Source organism: Chromobacterium sp. CV08 (genome assembly GCF_051129845.1).
Lineage (GTDB): Bacteria > Pseudomonadota > Gammaproteobacteria > Burkholderiales > Chromobacteriaceae > Chromobacterium.
In genome coordinates this window covers 688,978-712,358 of sequence record NZ_CP150453.1, presented here as the reverse complement: position 1 = coordinate 712,358, position 23,381 = coordinate 688,978, and the positions used below count along the sequence as shown (strand labels likewise).

The 23,381-nt window shown below is 70.4% G+C and carries 17 protein-coding genes; 13 read left to right on the top strand and 4 right to left on the bottom strand.

Going from position 1 to position 23,381, the window contains the following annotated elements; genetic code table 11:
* Nucleotides 1-92: 92 nt before the first annotated feature.
* Nucleotides 93-1,010, top strand: a complete 918-nt coding sequence (locus tag WNM05_RS03425) for a LysR family transcriptional regulator (protein ID WP_434632562.1) — start codon at nt 93-95, stop codon at nt 1,008-1,010.
* 394 nt (nt 1,011-1,404) lie between these two features.
* Here WNM05_RS03425 and WNM05_RS03420 read toward each other — a convergent pair whose 3' ends face one another.
* Together WNM05_RS03420 and WNM05_RS03415 are read right to left on the bottom strand one after the other, a co-directional pair.
* On the bottom strand, nt 1,405-3,339 hold the full coding sequence (locus WNM05_RS03420) for a methyl-accepting chemotaxis protein (protein WP_434632561.1): 1,935 nt from the start codon (nt 3,337-3,339) through the stop codon (nt 1,405-1,407).
* A gap of 246 nt (nt 3,340-3,585) precedes the next feature.
* On the bottom strand, nt 3,586-4,776 hold the full coding sequence (locus tag WNM05_RS03415) for an MFS transporter (RefSeq protein WP_434632560.1): 1,191 nt from the start codon (nt 4,774-4,776) through the stop codon (nt 3,586-3,588).
* Nucleotides 4,777-4,941: 165 nt separating this feature from the next.
* Between WNM05_RS03415 and WNM05_RS03410 the strand changes: the two genes are divergently transcribed.
* From WNM05_RS03410 to WNM05_RS03370, 9 genes are all read left to right on the top strand, one after another.
* Nucleotides 4,942-6,741, top strand: a complete 1,800-nt coding sequence (locus tag WNM05_RS03410; protein ID WP_434632559.1) for an IucA/IucC family protein — start codon at nt 4,942-4,944, stop codon at nt 6,739-6,741.
* Entirely contained in the window at nt 6,738-7,754 is a 1,017-nt protein-coding gene (locus WNM05_RS03405) for a GNAT family N-acetyltransferase (protein WP_434632558.1), read from the top strand. The genes WNM05_RS03410 and WNM05_RS03405 overlap by 4 nt, the downstream gene beginning before the upstream one ends.
* Nucleotides 7,755-7,764: 10 nt before the next feature.
* Nucleotides 7,765-9,570 carry an IucA/IucC family protein gene (locus tag WNM05_RS03400; RefSeq protein WP_434632557.1) on the top strand — a complete coding sequence of 602 codons (1,806 nt, stop codon included), beginning with the start codon at nt 7,765-7,767 and terminating at the stop codon, nt 9,568-9,570.
* Entirely contained in the window at nt 9,567-10,871 is a 1,305-nt protein-coding gene (locus WNM05_RS03395) for a lysine N(6)-hydroxylase/L-ornithine N(5)-oxygenase family protein (protein WP_434632556.1), read from the top strand. The genes WNM05_RS03400 and WNM05_RS03395 overlap by 4 nt, the downstream gene beginning before the upstream one ends.
* A gap of 89 nt (nt 10,872-10,960) precedes the next feature.
* Entirely contained in the window at nt 10,961-11,776 is an 816-nt protein-coding gene (locus WNM05_RS03390; protein WP_434632555.1) for an ABC transporter ATP-binding protein, read from the top strand.
* Entirely contained in the window at nt 11,758-13,737 is a 1,980-nt protein-coding gene (locus WNM05_RS03385; RefSeq protein ID WP_434632554.1) for an iron chelate uptake ABC transporter family permease subunit, read from the top strand. Before WNM05_RS03390 ends, WNM05_RS03385 begins: the two co-directional genes overlap by 19 nt.
* The gene (gene fhuF / locus WNM05_RS03380; protein ID WP_434632553.1) at nt 13,728-14,489 is read left to right on the top strand and encodes a siderophore-iron reductase FhuF; all 762 of its coding nucleotides are present in this window, start codon (nt 13,728-13,730) and stop codon (nt 14,487-14,489) included. Before WNM05_RS03385 ends, fhuF begins: the two co-directional genes overlap by 10 nt.
* On the top strand, nt 14,452-15,339 hold the full coding sequence (locus tag WNM05_RS03375; RefSeq protein WP_434632552.1) for an ABC transporter substrate-binding protein: 888 nt from the start codon (nt 14,452-14,454) through the stop codon (nt 15,337-15,339). The genes fhuF and WNM05_RS03375 overlap by 38 nt, the downstream gene beginning before the upstream one ends.
* Nucleotides 15,340-15,550: 211 nt before the next feature.
* On the top strand, nt 15,551-17,815 hold the full coding sequence (locus WNM05_RS03370; RefSeq protein ID WP_434632551.1) for a TonB-dependent receptor: 2,265 nt from the start codon (nt 15,551-15,553) through the stop codon (nt 17,813-17,815).
* A 75-nt stretch (nt 17,816-17,890) separates the two neighbouring features.
* Here the strand turns inward: WNM05_RS03370 and WNM05_RS03365 are convergent, their stop codons facing one another.
* Complete coding sequence (locus tag WNM05_RS03365) at nt 17,891-18,397, bottom strand: DinB family protein (protein WP_434632550.1); 507 nt, start codon at nt 18,395-18,397, stop codon at nt 17,891-17,893.
* Nucleotides 18,398-18,484: 87 nt separating this feature from the next.
* Nucleotides 18,485-19,084 (bottom strand): TetR/AcrR family transcriptional regulator, encoded by a 600-nt coding sequence (locus tag WNM05_RS03360; RefSeq protein WP_434632549.1) that lies wholly within the window; start codon nt 19,082-19,084, stop codon nt 18,485-18,487.
* 113 nt (nt 19,085-19,197) lie between these two features.
* On the opposite strand from WNM05_RS03360, the gene WNM05_RS03355 reads away from it, so the two are divergent.
* Genes WNM05_RS03355 through WNM05_RS03345 form a run of 3 tightly spaced genes read left to right on the top strand, consistent with a single transcriptional unit; the run spans nt 19,198 to nt 23,367 of the window.
* Complete coding sequence (locus WNM05_RS03355; RefSeq protein ID WP_434632548.1) at nt 19,198-20,637, top strand: efflux transporter outer membrane subunit; 1,440 nt, start codon at nt 19,198-19,200, stop codon at nt 20,635-20,637.
* A 35-nt stretch (nt 20,638-20,672) separates the two neighbouring features.
* Nucleotides 20,673-21,815, top strand: a complete 1,143-nt coding sequence (locus WNM05_RS03350; protein WP_434632547.1) for an HlyD family efflux transporter periplasmic adaptor subunit — start codon at nt 20,673-20,675, stop codon at nt 21,813-21,815.
* A 7-nt stretch (nt 21,816-21,822) separates the two neighbouring features.
* Nucleotides 21,823-23,367: a DHA2 family efflux MFS transporter permease subunit gene (locus tag WNM05_RS03345; RefSeq protein ID WP_434632546.1), complete on the top strand. Its 1,545-nt coding sequence runs from the start codon at nt 21,823-21,825 to the stop codon at nt 23,365-23,367.
* The last annotated feature ends 14 nt before the right edge of the window (nt 23,368-23,381 follow it).

Sequence of the window (23,381 nt, the reverse complement as noted above, 5' to 3'; positions counted from 1 at the left end):
AGGGAGGCAGCATAGCGGCGCGGCATTGGCGGAAAAACCACCGACAATCGATTAAACTGTCAAAATCATTTTGACAATAAGCCGGGAAGAAGATGAGTCTGCAACGCTTCCGCATCTTCGCCGCCGTGGTGGAGTGCGGCTCGCTGACCGCCGCCGCCGCCGCGCTGGGCCACAGCAAGGCGGTCGTCAGCTTCAATCTGAAACAGCTGGAGGCCGATTTGGGCGTCGCGCTGCTGACCCGCAGCACGCGCCGGCTGCAGCTGACCGAGACCGGCCGGCGCTTCTACGACGACTGCCGGCGCGTGCTGCAGATGGCGCAATCGGCGATGGACGACGCCCGCCGCGGCCACGGCGGCCTGCGGGGCACGCTGAGCGTCAGTTCCACCGCCGAGTACGGCCATCTTCGCGTCGTCCCGGCGCTGGCGGCCTTCGCGCGGCGCCACCCCGGCCTGACGGTGCGCCATGCCTCGTCGTCGCAGCACGCCGACCTGATTTCGCAACAATTCGACGTGGCGATCCGGCTGGGCACCCTGGTCGACTCCAGCTACCGCGCGCGGCTGCTGGAAAACTTCGACATCTGGCCGGTGGCCTCGCCGGACTATCTGGCGCAAGCGGGCCGCGCGGTGAGGACCGTCGACGAGCTGGCGCGCGCCTGCTGGCTGGCGCACAGCCGGCTGACGGCGCCGCTGCGCTGGCGGCTGAGCCGGGAAACGGACGATGGAATGGAAGAAACGGAACTGGACGCCGGCGATGCGCCGCGCATCGTCGCCGACACCTCGGGCGCGCTGCTGGACTTCGCCCGCCACGGCTGCGGCGTCGCGCTGCTGCCGGACTGGCAGGTCGGCGACGACCTGGCCGCCGGCCGGCTGATCCGGCTGCTGCCGGACTACCGTTTCCCGCGGCAGGGGGTGTACGCGGTCTACCCGGACACCCGCCACCTGCCGGAAAAGGTCCGGGCCTTCATAGACTTTTTCGCCGACTATCTCGCCACGCGGCAAGGGGAGGACTGAGCCAGCCGCTGTTCTCAGAAGCTGCTGGCGATCTTTTCGCAAGCGCTTAAAAAGTCGCGCGTCCGATGCGCCCGGCTCCCCTCAAGCCCGCCGCCGGGTGGCAGGCCCGAGGTTTTAAGCGGCTGTCTGCTTGAGCCCGGCGACCTTAGCGCGCGTCGCTGAGCGAATCTGGAAGATTCACACGCAGAGAGTTCAGCCGCGCCTCGGGCCCGACGGGCCCCGGCGGGAAGCCGCAGGCCAGGCTTGCGGGGTGGCCTTTAGCGGTGGAGGGGATATTTGGCCAAGCAAATATCCCCTCCCTGCTCGCCGGGCAACCCCGGCTATGAAAATCATCATCCGCGCAGCGGATTCAAAACCTACAAACCACGAACGGGCATAGGAAAGCGCAGCACGCTTACAGCTTGAAGCGCGACACCACGCCCTCCAGCGACTGGGACAGCCGTTCCAGATCGGCCACCACCTCGCCGGCGCGGGTGATCTCGGCGTCGGACTGCAGCGCCTGCGACGACATCTGCTCTGCGGTGCGCGCCATGTCCTCGGTGGCCTTGGACTGCTCGCTGGCGGCGTCGCGGATTTCGGCCGCCTGGCGCACCACCACCTGCATGCTGCTGCGGATCTCGGCGATCTGCCGCTGCGCCTCCTCGGCCAGTTCCACGCCGCCCTGCACCGCGCCGTAGGTCTTCGCCACGCGCTCGCGCGCCTGGCCCGAGCCCTGCTGCATGCCGCCGACCATGTCGTCGATCTCCACCGTGGCCTGGCTGGTGCGCTCGGCGAGCTTCCTCACCTCGTCGGCGACGACGGCGAAGCCGCGGCCCTGTTCGCCGGCCCGCGCCGCCTCGATCGCCGCGTTCAAGGCCAAGAGATTGGTCTGGTCGGCGATGTCCTTGATCACGCCGGCGATGCTGCCGACCTGGGCCGAACGGCGCTCCAGTTCCTCCATCACCGCCTTGACCTCGTCCATGGACTCGGCGACCGAGCCGATCTCGACGCTGACCTTGCCGACCGCGTCGGCGCTCTGCTCGGACAGCGCGCCGGCCTGCTCCACCGCCTCGGCGGTGCCGTGGCAGTTGCCGGCGATGTGGCTGACGCTGACCGACAGCTGCTCGATCGTCGCCGCGGTGGTTTCGCTCAGATCGGCGTTGTGGCGCGAACCCGCCGCCAGCCGCTCGGTCATCCGCGCCAGCTCGCCGGCGCTGTGGTGCAACTGGCCGCTCTGCGCCCTCACCTGCTGGAACATGCCGCGCAGCTGCTCCATGAACTGGTTGAAGGCCGCCGCCACCTGGCCGGTCTCGTCGCGGCTGTCGGCCGGCAGCCGTATCGTCAGATCGCCGTGGCCGGAGCTCAGCGCCCGCATCGCGTTGCGCAGCTGCACCAGCGGCCGGCTGATGAAGCCGGACACCCACCAGATCAGCAGCAGCGACAGCAGCAGCACCACCGCGTCCACCGCCAGCACCCACCAGATGGTGCGGGTCACCGCGCCGTAGACCTCGTTCTCGTCCATCTCCACGACGACGAACCAGTCGGCGTTCGGCATATGGCTGGAGGCGGCGATGGTCGGGCCGTTCGGGCCTTCGAAATGCGCCAGGTTGAAGCCGGACTTGCTCAACAGCTGCGGCGCGATCGCCGACAGGCCGGGCAGGTCGGCCAGCATGGTCTTCTTCTGCATCACCGCCGGATCGCGGTGCAGGCGCACCTGGCCGGTGGCGTCCACCACATAGACCTGGCCGCGCTCGCCGACCGCCATCTTGCGGACGCGCTCGGCCATCGAAGTCACGTCGAAGCCCAGCGCCGCCACCGCGCGGTGGCCGGTCATGCCCTTGTTGGCCAGCACGTTGACGAACATCATCACCTGCTGCTTGCCGGTTTCGGAGCCCAGCGTGAACTGGCTGTCGCGGCCGGAGTCGAGAAAGTCCTTCAGCCACTTGTCGTTGCCGTTCGGATCGGCCTTGACCGTGCCGTGGTCGATATAGATGTTCAGCGTGGCCTCGGAGGTCCAGGAGATGATGGACGCGCCCGAGGTCTGCATCAGCGCCTTCGCGTAGCGCTGCCAGGGGCCGACGCCGGACGCCGGCTCGCCGGCGGCCGTCCAGTCCAGCAGATAGGTGTTGGCGGCCAGCTGGCGGGTCTGGCTCAAGGGCAGCGCGATAGAGGCGTCCAGCTCATTGCGTATGCCCTCCACCGTGGCCTTCAATTCATGCCGCTCCAGCCGGTCGGTCAGGGCCGCCTTGAACATGCTGGTGGACACCGCGCCGGCGATGGCCAGCGCGACGAGCAGGATCAGCGCCACGCTGACCAGGATTTTCTGTTTGACTGACCAGTTCTTGAACATGCTTGCTGGTTTCCCGATGGAAGGACGGAACACGCCCGGACGGCGCCCGGACGCGACAAGGGCCGGCCCCTCCCCAGGAGCGCGCCGACCGACGGATAAGATTATGTTTTCAAACTAAAAACAGGACCCGAGGGCAGGGCCTGCCATCGGCAAGGACGCCGAGCTTCAAGCCATACCACTGGAATACCGGGCGCAATTGTAACAAGCATGCCGGCCGGCAAGATGAATATTTTTATCCAAACATCTTCACGCTGACTTATCGGCGCAACACCGGCCCGCCGCCTGCGGCCGGTTGAGCGCGGCCAGCATCGCCGCCGACGCCAGCGCGCACGCCACCGCCAGCCACAGCGGCCAGTCGGCGCCGCGCTCGAACAGCCAGCCGGCCAGCGCCGCGCTGACGGTGTAGCCGACGGTGTGCGCCGCGGCGATCGAACCGCTGACCCGCCCCTGCTGCGCCGGCGGCACCGCGCGCGCCGCCTGGTTGCTGTAGGCCGGGACCATCACCGCCAGCGCCAGCGACAGGCCGACGAAGGCCAGCCACGGCGCCGCCGGATGATGCCACAGCGGCATCAGCGCGATCGACAGCGCCAGCAGCAGGCCGGACGCCGGCAGCGCGCGCGCCGGCAGTCGGTAACGCGGCAACAGCCACAGCTGCACCAGCAGCGCCGACACGCCGGCGGCGGTCAGCATGCCGCCCAGCGCGGCGGCGGCATGGGTCGGACTCCAGCCGAAGCGGGCCGCCAGCCACATGCCGGCGACGTATTGCACCAGGCCCAGCGCGCACTGGCAGGCGAAGGCCAACGGCCAGAAGCGCCACAGCAGGCGGAACAGCTCGCCGCGCGGCAGCGGCGCCGTCCGGGCGCCGGCCCGATGCGCCGGCTCGCGCAGCCTGGCGGCGGCCAGCAAGGCCGGCCAGGCCGCCAGCGCCACCAGCCACAGCGGCCCCAGCGGATCGAGCGCCAGCGTCGCCGACGCCAGCACCGGCCCCAGCAGCCGTCCGGCGCTGAGCCCGGCCGACAAGCGCGACAGCCCGGCCAGGCGCGCGTCGCCGCTCAGCGTCGCGCCGACCCAGGCCTGGCCGGACGACACCAGGCCGGACACCGTCAGGCCGTACAGCACCCGGCTGGCCAGCAGCCAGCCCCAGACCGCGTCGGCGGACAGGCCGCCGCGCCGCGCCGCCAGCGTCAGCGCCAGCAGCGCCAGATGGCTGAGCGCGAAGCCCGACAGGGCCACCAGCAGCACCGGACGGCGGCCGATGCGGTCGCCGAGCAGCGCCCACAGCGGCGCGCCGATCAGGAACAGCGCGCTGCCTATCGCGAAGGCGCTGTTGATCCGGGCCAGACCCAGGCCGCTGGCCGCCACCAGCAAGGGCTGGAAGGTGAACAGCGCGGCCTGGCCCAGGCCCATCACCACGCAGCTGAGGGCCAGGGCGGGCACGATGGACGGAAGCCGGGAATCTGGGGCGGAAACGGTCATGGGCGGCAAGGGAGCGGGGATGGGCAAACCCGCGATTATCGTCTTGCGAATGTAATATTGCAAATGATTCTTGTTTATTGATAATATGATAATCATTCTCAAACCCACCTCAGGACGCCAGCCACCATGCAGCTGTCCCATGCCGCTCCGGAATCCGGGCGCACGCCCGGCGAACTCGCCTCGGCCAATGCTTTCCTGAACGCCCTGCTGCGCGAATGGCCGCAGTGGAGCCGCCAGGAACAGGCTCCCTCCTCCATAGCCGCCGACGCCTCGCACGCCGACGGCGGCGTGCTGCTGCCGCTGCCCGGCCACGGCCTGACGCTGTGGCTGCCGCTGGCGCACTGGTCGGCCGCCGGCCGCCACCTGTTCGCGCTGCCCTTGTGGCTGTCGCCGGAAGGCGGCCCGTGGCGGCGCTGCGGCCTGCTGGAGCTGGCGACGCTGATCGCCGGCGAGCCGGCCATCGTCGGCCCGCGCGACGCCAACCGCCGCGGCTGGCTGTTCGTCAAGCGCGTCGCCGACAGCGCGCTGAACCTGGCCGACGCCGAGGCGGCGCGGCTGGACGAGTTGAAGCGGCTGGCCTGGCCGGCCGCCGGCTATCTGGACGCCGAGCAGGGCCTGGTCTACGGCCACGCCGTCCACCCGACGCCGAAGAGCCGCGACGAATTCTCCGCCGACGACGTGCGCGCCTACAGCCCCGAGTTCGCCTCGCGCTTCGCGCTGGAATGGCTGGCGCTGGCGCCTGAGGCGATGTGGAGCGTCGACTGCGACGGCCAGGCGCCGGCCGAGCGGCTGGCCGGCCTGGTCGCCGACGACGCCGCGCTGGCCGCCGTCGGCCTGCCCGACGGCTGGCTGCCGCTGCCGGTGCACCCGTGGCAGATGCGCACGCTGCGCAGCCACCCGGCCTACGAGCACTGGCTCAGGGCCGGCAAGCTGAAGGAGCTGGGCGCCCTCGGCGCCGAGTGGCACCCGACTTCCTCGCTGCGCACGCTGTACGCGCCGAAGCAGCGCTATATGCTGAAACACTCGCTGAGCGTGCGGCTGACCAACTCGCGCCGCGTCCTGCAGCCGGCCGAGGTGGCGCGCGGCGCGCTGGTCCACGGCGCCTTCATGAGCCCGCTGGGCCGCCGGCTCAGCGAACGCTGCCCGACGCTGTCCATCATGCACGAACGCGCCGCCTTCGCCATCGCGCTGCCGGACGGCGGCCCGCTGGCCGAAAGCTTCGTGTTGCTGCGCGACAATCCGTTCGCCGAGCGCGACACCGCCTACGTGATGGCCACGCTGTGCCAGGACGGCCCGGACGGGACGCCCGGCATGCTGGGCAAGCTGGTCGCCGCGCTGGCCGAGCGCGAGGGCCGGCCGGTCGCCGACGCCGCCGAACGCTGGTTCGCCGCCTTCCTCGAAGTCGCGCTGCGGCCGTTCCTGATCGCGATGTCGGACTTCGGCTTCCTGTTCAGCGCCCACCAGCAGAACATGGTGCTGGAACTGGCCGACGGCTATCCGTCGCGCGTGCATTTCCGCGACTGCCAGGGCACCACCTTCAGCGAGGCCACGATACGCCAGCTGGAAGCGCACGTGCCCGGCATCGAGGCCGCGCGCGAGCTGCAGTTCAGCCAGGCCGAGATCAACCGCCTGTGCGGCTACTACCTGATCGTCAACAATGTGTTCAACGTGATCAGCGCGCTGGGCGCCGCCGGCGCCGCCGACGAGATGCGGCTGGCGGCGCGGATGCGCGGCTTCCTCGTCGCGCTGAAGGACGAGGGGCTGGCCGAGCCGGCCTTCGTCGACTACCTGCTGGACGCGCCGGAAATCGAATCCAAGGGCAATTTCATGATCTGCCTGCGCAACGTCAACGAAACCACCGAACCGGACGGTTCCTTCCGCTCCTACGTTCCCGTCAGCAACCCGATATACCACTGCGCGCCATGAACAATCTGCCCCCGCACCTCCTTCAGGACGGCCGCCAGGCCGTCTGCCTGGCTGAAACCGACAGCCTGACCCTGCTGCTGGACGGCGAGCCGGCCGCCCGCTTCGCCGCCGTCCGCGATCAGGACCGGCTCGCGCTGGCGCCCCAGGGCGAGATCTCGCCGCGGCTGCCGGCGGCGGCGCTGTACGCGCTGCTGGCCGAGGCCTTCCGCAGCGACGGCGACGTCCGCCGGCTGTCGCTGGCGCTGGCCGCCGCGCCGCGGCTGGCCGCCGACGCCCACCGCCTGGGCCTGTTCCAGACGCTGGACGCGGCCGGCGACGCCGTCGCCACGCGCGCCGCCTTCTGGCAGCTGCCGGGCAACTTGCTCAGCGCGCCGGCCTCCGGCCTGTTTCCGGCCAGTCTGACCGTCAGCAACCACCACCAGCATCCGCTGCGCCCGCCCAAGCCGCGCGGCGAGGTCTACCGCCGCTACCTGCCGGAAATCGGCGAGACGCTGTCCTTCCGCACCGTCGATCCGGAGGCCGATCTCGACGTGTTCCACGACTGGATGAACCAGCAGCGCGTCGACCATTTCTGGGAAATGGCCGGCGACAAGGGAACGCACGCCGACTATCTGCGCAAGCTGCTGGCCGATCCGCACAGCCATCCGCTGATAGGCTGCTTCGACGACGTGCCCTTCGGCTACTTCGAGGCCTACTGGGCCAAGGAGGACCGCATCTCGCCGTTCTACGACGCCGACGACTACGACCGCGGCTGCCACGTGCTGGTCGGCGACGCCCGCTACCGCGGCCCCGGCCGCTTTCCGCTGTGGATACGCGGCATCGTCCACTACCTGTTCGTCGACGAGCCGCGCTGCCGCCGCATCGTCGGCGAGCCGCGCGTCGACAATACCCGCTTCATCGAACACCTGCAGAACCACGGCTTCGTCAAGCGCAAGGAATTCGACTTCCCGCACAAACGCGCCGCGCTGGTGGTGATGGAGCGCGACGTCTTCTTCGACCAGTTCGGACTGTGAGGAGGACGCGATGAGCGAACACGCACCGCTGACCGCCCAGGCCGACCCGGCGCTGTGGCGGCTGGCCAACCGCCGGCTGCTGGCCAAGCTGCTGTCCGAATTCGCCTACGAGGGCCTGATCGCGCCGGTCGAGACCGCGCCCGGCACCTTCGCGTTGAGCCTGGACGGCGTCCGCTACGACTGGCGCGGCCGGCTCAATCTGTGGGGACAGCCGCTGATCGCGGCCGGCACGCTGCATCGCGAGGCCGACGGACAGCGCGAGCCGGCCTGGGACGCGATGCAGGCCTTCGCCGAACTGGCCCCGTCGCTGCCTGCGCCGGCCCTGACGCTGGCGCAGTACGCCAGCGAGATGCAGCAGACGCTGCTGGCCGATCTGCAACTGCTGCGCGCGCGCGCCGGCCTGGACGCCGCCGCGCTGCTGGCCTTGCCCGACGACAGGCTGAACAGCCTGCTGGACGGCCATCCGAAAGCGATCCCGAACAAGGGCCGCGTCGGCTGGGGCATAGAGGAACACCACGGCTACGGCACCGAAAGCGCCCGCCCGTTCCGCCTGCACTGGCTGGCGGTGGCGCGCGGCGTCGCACCGCTGCACCTGGCCGACGGCCTGGACGAGGCGGCGCTGCTGGCCGAGAGCTGCGACGAGGCCGAGCGCGCCCGGCTCTTGGCCAGGCTGGCCGACTTCGGCGCCGACGCCGCCAGCCACTGGCTGCTGCCGGTCCACCCGTGGCAATGGCATCAGCACATCGCGGCCCAGTACGCCGGCCTGCTGGCCGACGGCCGGCTGATCCATCTCGGAGAATTCGGCGACCGCTACACGCCGCAGCCGTCGCTGCGCACGCTGTCCAACCACGACCGGCCGGCCGCCGCCCATCTGAAGCTGCCGCTGACCGTGCTGAACACCTCCAGCTATCGCGGCCTGCCCGGCAAATACCTGGCGATAGGCCCGGCGCTGTCGCGCTGGCTCAGCGCCGCCGTCGCCGCCGATCCGGCGCTGGCCGACAGCCGGGTGCTGGTGCTGGAGGAGCCGGCCGGCGGCCATGTGCCGCATCCGTTCTACGCCGGACTCGCCGGCGCGCCCTACCATCTGAACGAAATGCTGGGCGCGGTATGGCGCGACAGCCCGGCCGCGCTGCTGGCCGACGGCGAGCGCGCGCCGATGTTCGCGATGCTGCAGCAGTGCGACGACCAGGGCCGGCCGCTGGCGGCCGAGCTGATCCGCCGCTCCGGATTGGCGCCGCGCGACTGGCTGACGCGGCTGTTCGACCGCTGCGTGCTGCCGCTCTACCACCTGCAATGCCGCTACGGCCTCGGCTTCATCGCCCACGGCCAGAACCTGACGCTGATCCTGCGGGACGCGCAGCCGGTCGGCGTCGCGCTGAAGGACTTCCAGGGCGACCTGTTCCTGGCCGACCTGCCGCTGCCCGAGCTCGACGGCATGCCGGCGGCGGTCCGCGCCGCGCTGCCGACGATGCCGCCGCATTACCTGATCCACAATCTGTGGACCGCGCTGTTCGGCAGCGTGTTCCGCTTCATGGCCGGCCTGCTGGAAGACGCCGGCCTGTTCGACGAGACCGCGTTCTGGCGCCTGCTGGCCGAACGGCTGCGCGGCTACCAGGCCGCCCACCCCGAACTGGCGGACCGCTACGCCCGCTTCGATCCGTTCACGCCGGAAATGCCGCGGCTGTCGCTGAACCGCGCCCGCTTCGTCGCCGGCTACGGCGACAGCGCCGAACGCCCCGTCCACGCGATGGGACCCGCCCTGATCAATCCGCTTGCCGCGCACGCCGCGCCGGCCCCGCGAAAGGAAATCGCATGAATACCCGTCTTGACGTCGCCGGCATCGGCGTCGGCCCGTTCAACCTCAGCGTCGCCGCGCTGCTGGCCCCGCTGTCCGAACTGAAGACCGCCTTCTTCGAACGCCGCCCGGCCTTCAACTGGCATCCCGGCATGATGCTGGCCGGCACCCGGCTGCAGACCTCCTTCCTGAAGGACCTGGTGACCTCGGCCGATCCGACCAGCCGCTACTCCTTCCTCGCCTACCTGGTGGCGCAGGGCCGCTTCTACCGCTTCATCAACGCCGAATTCCCGCGCATCGAGCGCCGAGAGTTCGCCGACTACCTGCGCTGGGTCGCCGAGCAGCTGCCCAATCTGCGCTTCGGCAACGAGATCCGCGAAGTGCGCCACAACGGCGAGCGCTTCGTGCTGCATTTCGCCGACCAGACGGTGGAGGCCGAGCAGCTGGTCGTCGCCACCGGCAGCGTGCCGCACGTGCCGGACTGGGGCGCGCCCCACCTGGGCGAGCAGGCGCTGCACGCCAGCCAGTACATGACCACGCCGTTCAGCGCCAAGGGTAAGCGCGTCGTCGTCATCGGCGGCGGCCAGAGCGGCGCCGAGATCGTGCTGGACCTGATGGCAGGCAAGCGCGGCGAGGCGGCGTCGATCACGCTGCTCAGCCGCCGACCGACGCTGGAGCCCTTGGACGAGAGCCCGTTCACCAACGAATTCTTCACGCCGGAATACGTCGGCGCCTTCCACCGGCTGCCGCAGGAGCGCAAGGCCGCCATCGTCGAACGGCAGAAGCTGGCCAGCGACGGCATCTCGCCGGACACGCTTCGCCAGCTGACCCAGGCCATCTATGTCGCCGACTTCCTGTCGCCGGACAACAGCCGCCCGTCGCTGCTGCCGTTCCGCGAGGTGTGCGCGATGCGCCGCGACGGCAAGACGCTGCGGCTGACCATGCACAACGGCTTCGACGGCCAGGACGAGCAGATGGACGCCGACCTGGTGATCTTCGCCACCGGCTACCGCAGCGCGCTGCCGTCCTGCCTGGCGCCGCTGTCCGACAGGCTGCGGCGCGACCGCCACGGCCGGCTGGCGCTTCGCGAGGACTTTTCGGCCGAGTGGGACGGTCCGGCCGGCCAGCGGCTGTTCTTCCAGAACGCCGGCCGCCTCAGCCACGGCATCGCCGACCCGCAGCTGTCGCTGGCCGCCTGGCGCAGCGCCGTCATCGTCAACAGTCTGCTGGGACGCCGCCACTACAATGACAGCGACGCCGCCACCCCGTTGAACTGGACCGCGCCGCAGGCCTCGCCGGCCTCGACCACCGTAGCCGCCTGAAACGTATAGATAATTATTATCGTTTTCATTAGAATGGCGACATGTCATTCCTGGTCGGGCCATCGCAAAGCGGTGGCCCGCGGTTTTCAATGAACGCACCCCACACCCCGCTGCTGCAGGCCGACGCGCTCAGCGTCTCGCTGTCCGGCACCCCCATACTCGATTCGCTGTCGCTCGCCTTCGCGCCCGGCGGCGTCTACGCGCTGTGCGGCCCGAACGGCTGCGGCAAGAGCACGCTGCTGCGCAGCCTGGCCGGGCTGATTCCGCCCAGCGCCGGCGAAGTGCGCCTGGCAGGCGAGCCGCTGGCGGCGATGCCGGCGCGCGCCCGCGCCAAGCGGCTGGCGCTACTGGCCCAAAGCCACACGCAGCCGCCCGGCCTCAGCGTCGCCGAGCTGGTCGCCTGCGGCCGCTTCGCCCACGGCGGCTTCAACCACAGGCTGAACGCCGACGACAGGCGGGCGATAGAACGCGCGCTCGAACTGAGCGGCCTCGCCGAGCTGGCCGGCCGCGAGCTCTCGACGCTGTCCGGCGGCCAGCGCCAACGCGCCTGGCTGGCGATGGCGCTGGCACAGGGCGGCGAGGTGCTGCTGCTGGACGAGCCGACCACCTATCTCGACGTCCACCACCAGCTGGAAGTGCTGTCCACCGTGCGTGGCCTGAACCGCGAGCACGGCCTGACCGTGGTCTGGGTGCTGCACGACCTGAACCAGGCCGCCGCCTTCAGCGACGAGCTGCTGCTGATGAAGGCCGGCCGGCTGCGCGCGCGCGGCACGCCGGACGAGATCATGCGGCCCGAGCTGCTGAAGGAAGTGTTCGACGTCGACATGTGGCGGCTGCCCGACAGCCGGCCGCCGGTCTGCCTGCCCCGCTACCGGACGGAGGCCGCATGGCAGCCGTCGGCCTGAGCGCGGCGGCGCCGCTGCCGCGCCGGCTGGCCCCGCTGGCCGCGATGCTGCTGCTGGCCTGGCTGCTGCTGCGCCTGTATCCGGCCGGCTACGCCGACGCCGCCACCGCCGAGGCGGTGCTGTGGCAGCTGAAGCTGCCGCGGCTGGCCGCCACGCTGCTGGCCGGCGGCGCCCTCGGCCTCGCCGGCGCGCTGCTGCAGCTGTCCACCCGCAATCCGCTGGCCGCACCCAGCGTGCTCGGCGTCACCGCCGGCGCCCAGCTGGGCCTGCTGCTCAGCCTGCTCTTGCCGGCCGGCCTCAAATTCATAGGCGTGCCGGCCATCTTCGTCGGCGGCCTGCTGGCCGCGCTGCTGACCTTCGCCGTCGCCGGCGGCTGGCGCGCGTCGCCGCTGCGCCTGGTGCTGGCCGGCACCGCCACCGGCATGCTGCTGGCGGCGCTGTGTTCGCTGCTGCTGATACTGAACGAGCAACACATCGCCGGCGCCGCGCTGTGGAATGCCGGCAGCCTGTTCCAGGACGGCTGGGGCGGCGTGCGCCAGGCGCTGCCGTGGCTGCTGCTGGCCGCCGCCGGCGCCTGGTGGCTGCGCCAGCCGCTGGCGGTGCTGGGCCTGGGCGACGAGGCCGCCGCCAGCCTGGGCCTGGCGCCGGACCGGCTGCGCCGCCGCGTGCTGCCTATCGCCACGCTGCTGTCGGCCGCGGCGGTGTCGCTGGCCGGCCCGATCGCCTTCATCGGCCTGATCGCGCCCAATCTGGCGCGGCTGTGCGGCGCCTGGCATCCGCGCCGGCTGGTGCCGGCCGCCGCCGCCGCCGGCGCGCTGCTGCTGGCGCTGGCCGACGCGCTGGTGCAAGAGGCCGGCAGCGGCGGCGGCCTGCCGCTGGGCGTGGCCGCCGCGCTGATCGGCACCCCGCTGCTGCTGTGGCTGATCCAGCGCCAGGACCGCCTGCTGCCGCCCCAGGCCGACGGCGCCGCGCTGCAGTCGCCCGTCCGCCGCTGGCCCTTATTACTGCTGGCGCTGGCCGTGCCGCTGCTCTTGTGGTTCGGCCTGCACCACGGCGCCCGCCCGCTGCCGGCCGGCGCGCTGGCCGACTGGCTGGCCGGCCGCCCCGGCCCCGGCGAGCTGCTGGTCGAGCTGCGTCTGCCGCGGCTGCTGCTGGCGCTGGCCGCCGGCGCCCTGCTGGCGCTGTCGGGCCAGCTGCTGCAGCAGGTGGTCAACAATCCGCTGGCCGGCCCGGAGCTGATGGGCGTCTCCCAGGGCGCCGGCCTGGCCGCGCTGGCGCTGCTGCTGGCCTGGCCGGCCGCGCCGCTGCCGGCGCAATGGCTAGCGGCGCTGCTGGGCGCCCTGCTGGTGCTGGCGACGGCGCTGCTGCTGAACCGCCGCCACGATTACCAGCCGCTGCGGCTGGCGCTGACCGGCATCGCGCTGTCGGCGCTGCTGGCGGCGCTGTCGACGATGCTGGTGGTGTCGGCCAAGGTGCAGGCGGCGCAGGCGCTGGTCTGGCTGGCCGGCAGCAGCTACGGCAAGGGCATGGACAGCGCGCGGGCGCTGCTGCCGTGGCTGGCGCTGGCGCTGCCCGGCCTGTGGCTGGCGCGCGCGCTGGGCTTTCTGGCGCTGGGCGACGAACAGGCCCGGGCGCTGGGCGTGCCGGTGGCCGGGCTGCGGCTGGCCGCGCTGGCGCTGAGCGCGCTGGCCGCCGCCGCCGCCGTCGCCGCGGTCGGGCCGGTCGGCTTCGTCGGTCTGGCCGCGCCGCACCTGGCCGGCCTGCTGACCGGCAACGCCCCGCGCTGGCGCCTGGCCACCGCGATGCTGGCCGGCGCGCTCCTGGCCGGCTCCGCCGACGTGCTCGGCCGCAGCCTGCTGGCGCCGCTGGACGTCCCGCTGGGCCTGGCCACGGCCGCGATAGGCGCGCCGTATCTGCTAATCCTGCTGGCGCGCCAGCGCCGCCGCTCGCCATGGAACTGAACGCGCTGCTGTCCGGCGAATTGGCGCCGTACCGGGAAGCCTGGCGCGTCGGGCGCAGCGCCGCCGCGCTGCCGCTGTCCGCCTTGATCGACGGCTCGCGGCTGCCGGAGGCGCTGGCGGCGCTGGAGCGCAGCCATCCGGGCGCGCCGCGCCGCGCCCAGGTGTCTCAATGGGCCAAGCACTATCTGCGCCTGCTGCTGCCGATGGCGGTGGCCGGCGCCGTCGCCGGCCTGGCGATGCCGCTGGCTCCGGCCCGGATCGGCCTGCTCCTCGGCGGCGACGGCCTACCGGCCGCGCTTGAGGTCGACCACCTGGGCCTGCCGCAGCCCGACGCCGACCTGGCCGAACGCTACCGGCCGCTGCTGGCCGAGCACCTGCCGCCGCTGCTGGAACGGCTGGCCGAACACGGCAAGCTCAGCCGCCGCGTGCTGTGGAACAGCGCCGGCAACCTGATCGAGCACCTGCTGCAGCACTGGCGCGAAGACGGCCTGACGGCCGCCGCCGTCCACGCCGACTGGCTGTTCCTGCCGCGCCGCCGCAACGACGGCGGCCACAATCTGCTGTGGCAGCCGGTTCGCTACGTCGAATCGTTCCTGCCGCCGGTGCCGTCGCCGGTGCGGCTGCGCCGGCTGTGCTGCCTGCGCTACGAACTGCCGGGCGAGGTGTGCTGCGCCACCTGCCCGCTGCTGCCGAACAAATCCGAGGAAGAACTGCATGCCCTGCTCCGCCGCTGGCGCGCCGCCGAATCCTGAACGCCGCCGCTGCCTCGCCGGCCTCGCCGCGCTGGCGCTGGCCGCGCCGGCCCTGGCCGCCTCCCGCCCGCTGCGGGTGGTGGCGCTGGAATACAATCTGATCGAGATGCTGCTGACGCTGGGCCTGGCGCCGGTCGGCGCCGCCGACCTGAAGGGCTACCGGCGCTGGGTCGGCATCGGCCGCGAACGGCTGGCGTCGACCGCTTCGGTCGGCAGCCGCCAGCAACCGTCGCTGGAGGCCATCGTCGCGCTGCGGCCGGACCTGATCGTCGGCGTCGATTTCCGCCACGCGCCGCTGATGCCGCTATTGCAGCGCATCGCGCCGACGCGGCTGATGGCCAGCCGGCACCGCGGCGACGGCCTCGCCAATATGCGCGCAGACTTCCTGCAGCTCGCCGGCTGGTGCGGCCGCCAGGCCGAGGCGGCGCAGGCGCTGGCCAGGCTGGACGGCGAACTCGCCGGCGCGCGCCGGACGCTGGCCGCCCGGGCCGGCCGCCGGTTGGGCGTGCTGCAGGGCCTGGCCGGCTCGCCGACCTGCTGGGCCTTCGCCGCCAACAGCCTGCCCGGCGGCATCGTCGGCGCGCTGGGCATGCGAAACGCCTGGCCCCAGGACGACGCCGCCCAGGGCATCGTCGCCGTCGGCGTCGAGACGCTGCTGAACGAGCGGGCCGACCTGGCCGTCATCGCCGATCCGCGCGCCGACTTCACGCAGGGCGCGCTGTGGTCTCGGGTGCCGGCGCTGGCCGAGCATCGCGCGGCGCGGCTCGCGCCGGACAGCTGGACCTTCGGCGGCCCGGAGTCGGCCGCGCGGCTGGCCGGCCGGCTGAGCCAGGCGCTGCGGCAGCTGTAGCGTCGCGCAAGCCCGCCGTCACGCTCGGCGATCATAAACCTGACGGCATTTCAAGCCATTTGATGATAGTGATTACCATTTAGTTGTATTTGCGCCAATCCCTTGCGATTGGTTCAAATAAGAATGGTATTAATTCTCATTCTTTAATTAAGATGAAGCGGTTTTCCCACCGCGCGGTGGGATTCCGGCTTATAGATCACCGCAGAACGACATGAAAAAATACGCACTCGCAGCCCTGCCGCTGGCCATGCTGGCCGCCTACGCCCAAGCCGAGGACCCGGCCGCCCTGGACCGCGTCATCGTCACCGCGCCCAGCGCGCAACCGACCAGGATCAGCGAACTGCCCGGCACCGCCTGGGTCGTCGGCGCCGAGGAGATCCAGCAGCAGGCCAAGGCCGGCGTGCCGCTGAAGGAAGCGCTGGGCAAGCTGGTGCCCGGCCTGGACATCGGCTCCGAAGGCCGCAGCAACAATGACCAGAACCTGCGCGGCCGCAGCATGCTGGTGATGATAGACGGCGTGTCGCTGAACAGCACCCGCAGCCTGAGCCGCCAGTTCGACTCGATAGACCCGTTCAATATCGAGCGCATCGAAGTGCTGTCCGGCGCCAGCGCGCTGTACGGCGGCGGCGCCGGCGGCGGCATCATCAACATCATCACCAAGCACGGCGAAAGCGGACCGGCGCGCTTCACCACCGAGATCGGCGCGCGCAGCGGCTTCATGGGCAAAGACGACCTGGACCGGCGCATCGCCCAGTCGGTCAGCGGCGGCAACGACATCGTGGCCGGCCGTCTGGGACTCGCCTACCAGCAGAACGGCGCGGCCTACGGCGGCGACGGCAAGCAGATCTTCACCGATATCACCCAGACCGATCTGCAGTACAACCGCTCTATCGATCTGATGGGCAATCTGGACTTCAAGCTGCCGGGCTCGCAAAAGTTGAGCTTGACCGCGCAGTACTATGACTCCGGCTATGATGGTGACTACGGTCTGTACATGGGAAAGAATCTGAGCGGCAGCGTGGCAGCCAGCAAGAAGCAACCGGCCAATCCGAACCTTCTGCAAATGCGTGATGGATTCGACAGCGATCGCACGCCGAAGACCAAGCGCTGGATGGCGCAGTTCAATTATTTCGCGCCGGACGTGCTTGGCGGGCACAACCTTTACATTCAGGGTTCGGCACGCCAGGAACAGATGGACTTCTTCCCCTTCCCCGGGTCGACGCCCGGACCGGCAGCGGGATCGACGACTTCCGCCCAGACGGGTTTGACCAAAGCCATCCCGTATTACGGCGCATCGCAGCAGAACACCAATCAGCAGGGTCTGAAAGCCGTGCTGACCAAGGACTGGACCAAGCGCCTAAGCTTCAGTTACGGCATCGAAGCCAGCCGCGATCATTTCGACGCCAATCAGATGCTGTTCAACTACGGCACCGCACTGCAAAGCGGCGCCATGCAGCTAGACAGCATCGGGCAAGTCGGCCGCTACCCCAACGTCGATACCACCAGCCTCGCCGCTTTCGCCCAGGGCAAATGGCAGTTGGATGACAAGCTCAGCCTGAATTTCGGCCTGCGCAAGCAGAGAATCAGCACCAAGGTGGACGATTTCGTCCCCTTCTATGAGCAGGTTCTGATTCAGAGCGGCAAGCTCAAGTCCGCCGATGCCGTACCGGGCGGCAGCAAGAGTTATAGCGTGCTGCTGCCGAATATCGGCGCGGTGTACAAGCTGATGCCGGGCAGCCAGCTGTGGGCCAATTATTCGGAAGGCTTCGACCTGCCCGACGGCGCCAAATGGTATGGCCAGGGCAATTACACGGCAAGCGGCCAGCTGGTGCAGGGCGTCAGCGTCGCCAACTCGGCGCTGGACGGCATCAAGACCCGCCAGATCGAGCTGGGCTGGCGCTTCAACCGCAACAACTGGGAAATCCAGGCCGCGCCGTTCTACGCCTGGTCGGACAAGGCCCTCGGCTACGACAAGACCACGCTGCTGATCCAGGAGCTGTCGCAGAAAGTCCGCACCTACGGCCTGGAGGGCCAGGTGGCGTACAACTTCAGCGAACACTGGCGCCTGGGCGGCAATCTGCTGGCGATCAAGTCCGAGCAGCAGAACGCGAACGGCGGCTGGGGCAAGCAGGCGGTCACCAGCGCCAGCCCGTCCAAGACCGGCCTGTTCATCGACTGGAACCGCGGCAACGCCACGCTGCGGCTGCAGGGCCAGAAGATCTTCGATCTGGACGACGCCAGCGGCAACAAGCTGAACGGCTACGCCACCGCCGACCTGCTGGGCAGCTACAAGCTGCCGGTCGGCACGCTGAGCTTCGGCGTGCAGAACCTGTTCAACAAGACTTACCAGACGCTGTGGAGCCAGCGCGCGACGATCTACTACGGCGGTAGCGCCCCGGGCTCAGTCACGCCGCAGACGGTCTACTACCAGGGCCGCGGCCGCACTTACGGCCTGAGCTACAGCGTCAGCTACTGATCGCGCGACGCGCCGGCCTGGCTGGCGCCGCCGTCGACCGTCCCCGCCCGCGTCCGCCGGCGGGGATCTTTCGCTTCAGCCGGGCCGGCGGCGCCCCGGCTCGCTGTCGTGCAGGTAGCGGGTGTACAGGTCGCGCGGCGGCTGGACCCCGCACTGGAACAGCACGCGGCCGGCGGCGCCGCGGTGATAGCCGCCGTGGGTGATCACCTGCATCAGCATTTCGGCGCGGCTCATCCGGCCGCGGTCGCCGTCGGTGAAGGTGAAGTCGACGATCTCGGCCAGCTCGGCGTCGGACAGACCGGCCGCGTAGCCGACGTACCAGGCGTCGGTCTCCCGCACCGCGGCCAGCAGCGTCGCCGCCTCCGGCGTCTCCGGCGTGTTGGTGGCGACATAGCCATGCGGCAGCCGCCGCAGATTGCCGGCGAAGATGCGGTCGACCACGTGGATGTGGTTGAGGATGCGGATCGCGGCGTGGCGCTGCTCGGCGTGCCCGGACGGGTCCAGCGCCGCCACCAGCGCGTGCAGCTCCTCGTCGGCCCAGGCCTTGTAGCGGAACAGCGAGGCGAACAGTTCCGTGCTCATCGTCTAACTCCCCTGCCTGTCGTATTGGACACGTGGCCGATTATCGCACCGCCGCACCGCCGCCACCATACCGCCGACATATCAACCTCAGCGCCCGTAGGCGGCCAGGAATACCCTGACCGCCTCCGCGACCCGGCCCGGACGCTCGGCCTTCGGCGCGTACTCGTCTATCAGGCCGGTCATCATCGCCGCCTGGCATTCCGACATCAGCAGGCCGTGAAAATGCATCGCCGCCGTCCACGGATCGGCTTCGCGCAGCCTGCCGGCGCCGATCTCGGCGGCCATGAAGGTCGACAAGCGTGTCCACCCGGTCTTGGGACCGTTCTCGTAGAACAGCTTGCCGACCTCGCTGCGGCTGCCGCCGCCCATCACGATGGCGTGCAGGGCGCGCAGCTGCGGGCTGAACAGATTGTCGACGAAGGCCACGCCGAAATCGCGCAGCGTCGCCGCCAGGTCGCCGCCCGGCTGCAGTCTGACGTAGGACGAGGACAGCTCCGCCGTCAGTTCGCCCATCACCTCGAGGAACAAGGCTTCCTTCGACGAAAAGTAGTTGTACAGCGTGGCCTTGGAGCCGCCGGCGCGGGCCGAGATCTCCGACATCGACGCGGCCTCGTAGCCGCGCTCGACGAAGACCTCGGTCGCCGCGGCCACCAGGGCCTGGCGCTTGTTTTCGCTTTTTGTACGCATAGTTACCTCTAAACTGAACTGTACGGTTCAAATTTTCTTGACAGCCGATCCCGCCTCGCCATATAACTATACCGTACCGTACAGTTAAATCAAATCGCAATGGGACAGAGACGATGAGAACCGTATATTTCCGCTGGCGCCCGCTGCCGGCCGCCGGCCTGGCAGCGTCGCTGGCGCTGCTGGGCGGCTGCGCCGCGCTGCCCGACATGGGCCCGGCGCCGCAGATCAAACCGCTGCAACAATACCAGAATACGCAGAGCCTGCCCGTTGCCGGCGATCAATGGACCGACGGCCAATGGTGGCTGAAATACCGGGATACGCAACTGAACCGGCTGATGGACGAGGCGCTGAGCCAGGCGCCCGACCTCGCCGCCGCCCGCGCCCGCGTCGAACGCGCCGAGGGCCTGGCCGAGCAGGCCGGCGCCGCCCGGCTGCCCGGCGTGGACCTGAACGCCTCGATGAGCCGCGCCAAGCAGAGCTACAACAACGGGATGCCGGTGCCGTCCGGTTTCGCCAACAGCGCCCGCGCGACGCTGGATTTCAGCTACGAGCTGGACTTCTGGGGCAAGAACCGCGCCTCGGTCGCCGCCGCGACGTCGGAGCTGACCGCCGCCCGCGCCGACGCGGCCCAGGCCAGGCTGCTGCTGACCGCCTCGCTGGCCGCCGGCTACGCCGATCTGGCGCGGCTGTTCGCCGAGCGCGACGCCGCCGCCCAGGCTCTGGACGTGCGCGTCCACACCGCGGCGCTGATGCGCGAACGCCAAAGCCAGGGCATGGAGACGCTGGGCAGCGTGCGCCAGGCCGAATCGCGCGAGGCCGCCGCCCGCGCCGACCTGGCCGCCGCCGACGAGGGCATCGCGCTGCAGCGCCACAGCCTGGCGGCGCTGATAGGCGCCGGACCGGACCGCGGCCTGGCCATCGCCCGCCCGGCCGCCGGCCTGTTTCGCGAGCAGAAGCTCCCGGCCACGCTGGCGGCCGAGCTGCTGGGCCGCCGACCGGATCTGGCCGCAGCCCGCCTCCGCGCCGAGGCCGCGGCCCGCCGCATCGACGTCGCCGAGGCCCAGTTCTACCCCAACGTCAACCTCACCGCCTTCGTCGGCGCCCAGTCGCTGGGGCTGGGCCTGTTCGACAAGGCCGGTTCCGGCATAGCCGGCGTCGGCCCGGCGATCAATCTGCCCATCTTCCGCGGCGGCCAGCTGCGGGGCCAGTATCGCGCGGCGCGCGGCGACTACGACGCCGCCGTCGCCAGCTACGACGCCACGCTGGGCCAGGCCTTGCGCGAAGTGGCCGACGCCGTCGCCAGCCAGGCCGCGTTGACGCCGCAACTGGAACAGCGCCAGGCGGCGCTCAGCGCCGCCGACGAGGCCTACCGCGTCAGCCGGGACCGCTACCAGGGCGGCCTCGCCAACTATCTGGACGTGCTGACGGCGGAAGACGGCGTCATCGCCAGCCGCCGCGCGCTGGCCGATCTGCAAACCCGCCGCTTCTCGCTGGACGTCGCGCTGATCAAGGCGCTGGGCGGCGGTTACCAACACACCGAAGCCGCCCGCTGAGGCCGCCGGCAAACCCACATCAAGGAATCCCCACCATGAGCGAAAACGCACAAACGCTGCCAGCCTCCGCGGCGCCCGCCGCCGCCGGCCATCCGCTGCAACGCAAGAAACTGTTCACGCTGCTGTTCGGCGCCGTCGCCGCGGCGGCCGCGGCCTACGGCGGCTACTGGATGCTGGTCGGCTCGCACCGCGTCAGCACCGACAACGCCTATGTCGCCGCCGAGATCGCCCAGGTCACGCCCGAAGTGGCCGGCACCGTCAAGGAGGTCAGGGTCGTCGACACCCAGCCGGTCAAGGCCGGCGACGTGCTGGTGGTGCTGAACGACAGCGACGCCCGCCTCGCGCTGGCCCAGGCCGAGGCCGACCTCGCCCGCGCCGAGCGTCGGGTGAAGGGCTACTTCGCCAACGACGAGGGCCTGTCGGCCCAGGCCCAGGCGCGCAGCGCCGACGAAGCCCGCTCGGCGGCCCAGCTGGCCTCGGCCCGCGCCGACCTGGAGCGCGCGAAACTCGACCTGCAGCGCCGCCAGGCGCTGGCCAAGAACGGCTCGGTGTCCGGCGAGGAATTGAGCAACGCGCAGAACGCCTACGCCACCGCGCAGGCCAATCTGAAAGCCGCCGAGGCCGCCCGCCGCCAGAGCGAGGCCAATTACCGCGCCGCCGTCGGCAGCCTGAAGGCCAACCGGACGCTGACCGCCGACACCACGGTAGACGACAATCCCGAAGTGGCGCTGGCGCGCGCCAAACGCGACCAGGCCAGGCTGGACCTCGCGCGCACGGTGATCCGCGCCCAGGTCGACGGCGTGGTGGCCAAGCGCCAGGCCCAGATCGGCCAGCGCGTCCAGTCCGGCACGCCGCTGATGTCGGTGGTGCCGCTGCAGAACGCCCACGTCGACGCCAACTTCAAGGAAGTCCAGCTGAACAAGGTACGCGTCGGCCAACCGGTGGAGCTGACCGCCGACCTGTACGGCGGCAAGGTGGTCTACCACGGCAAGGTCGCCGGCCTGTCCGGCGGCTCCGGCGCCGCCTTCGCGATGATTCCGGCGCAGAACGCCACCGGCAACTGGATCAAGGTGGTGCAGCGGCTGCCGGTGCGCGTCGCGCTGGACCCGGCGGAATTGAAGGCCCATCCGCTGCAGGTGGGCCTGTCGATGGAAGCCACCGTCGACGTCAGCGAGTGAGGCCGCCATGTCCAGCGCGAATCCCTCGGCCGGCGGCGTCCAGCAAGCGCTGACCGGCAATATGCTGTGGCTGGCGGCGCTGGTGCTGGCGGCCGCCAACTTCATGGTGGTGCTGGACACCACCATCGCCAACGTGTCGGTGCCCAATATCGCCGGCGGCCTGGCGGTGTCGTCCAGCCAGGGCACCTACGTCATTACTTCCTACGCGGTGGCCGAGGCCATCATCGTGCCGCTGACCGGCTGGCTGGCGGCGCGCTTCGGCACCGTGCGGCTCTTCGTCGGCTCGATGCTGCTGTTCGGCCTGTTCTCGATGCTGTGCGGCCTGGCCGGTTCGCTGGAGACGCTGGTGCTGTTCCGCGTGCTGCAGGGCCTGGCCGGCGGCCCGCTGATGCCGATGTCGCAGACGCTGCTGCTGCAGATCTTCCCCAAGCAAAAGGCCGGCGCGGCGATAGGCCTGTGGAGCATGACCACGCTGGTGGCGCCCATCATGGGCCCGATACTGGGCGGCACGCTGTGCGACCAGGTCAGCTGGCCGTGGATCTTCTACATCAACGTGCCGATCGCGCTGGGCTGCGGCTTCGTCGGCTGGAAGCTGCTGAAGCGCTACCAGAGCCAGGTGTTCAAGCTGCCGATAGACGTGGTCGGCCTCGCGCTGCTGATGGTGTGGGTGGCCGCGCTGCAACTGATGCTGGACAAGGGCAAGGAGCTGGACTGGTTCGGTTCGCCCATCATCGTCGGCCTGGCCATCGCCGCGGTCATCGGCTTCGCCGCCTTCCTGATCTGGGAGCTGACCGAGGCCCAGCCCATCGTCAACCTCAGGGTGTTCCGCCATCGCGGCTTCTGGGCCAGCGTGCTGACGATCTCGCTGGCGTTCGGATCGTTCTTCGGCGCCACCGTGCTGACGCCCCAATGGCTGCAGACCTATATGGGCTACACCGCCACCCAGGCCGGATACGCGACGGCGATGAGCGGCATCCTGGCGGTGATGGCGGCGCCCGTCGCGGCCAAGTTGTCGACCCGGCTGGACCCGCGCCGACTGGTGTTCTGCGGCGTGATGTGGCTGGGCTGCGTCACGCTGTACCGCAGCTTCTCCACCACCGACATGGGTTTCTGGCAGGTGGCGCTGCCGCTGCTGTTCCAGGGGCTGGGCATGCCCTTCTTCTTCGTGCCGCTGACCGGGCTGGCGCTGTCCAGCGTGGAGCCGGAGGAAATGGCCTCGGCCGCCGGGCTGATGAGCTTCATGCGCACGCTGTCCGGCGCCTTCGCCACCTCGCTGGTCACCACCGCCTGGGACGACAAGGCCAATTACAACCACGCCGAGCTGGTCGGCATCGTCGACGGCGGCGGCGACGCGCTGCGCGCGCTGAGCGCCGGCGGCCTGTCCGACGCCACGGCCTGGGGCGTGATCGAGCAGACGCTGCAGGCGCAGAGCATCATGCTGTCGACCAACCAGATCTTCTGGCTGGCCGGCCTGTCCTTCGTCGTCGCCGCCTGCGCGATCTGGCTGGCGCCGAAGCCGGGCCGCGTCGCCGACACCAGCCAGGCCCACTGAGCGTCTCCCTCCCC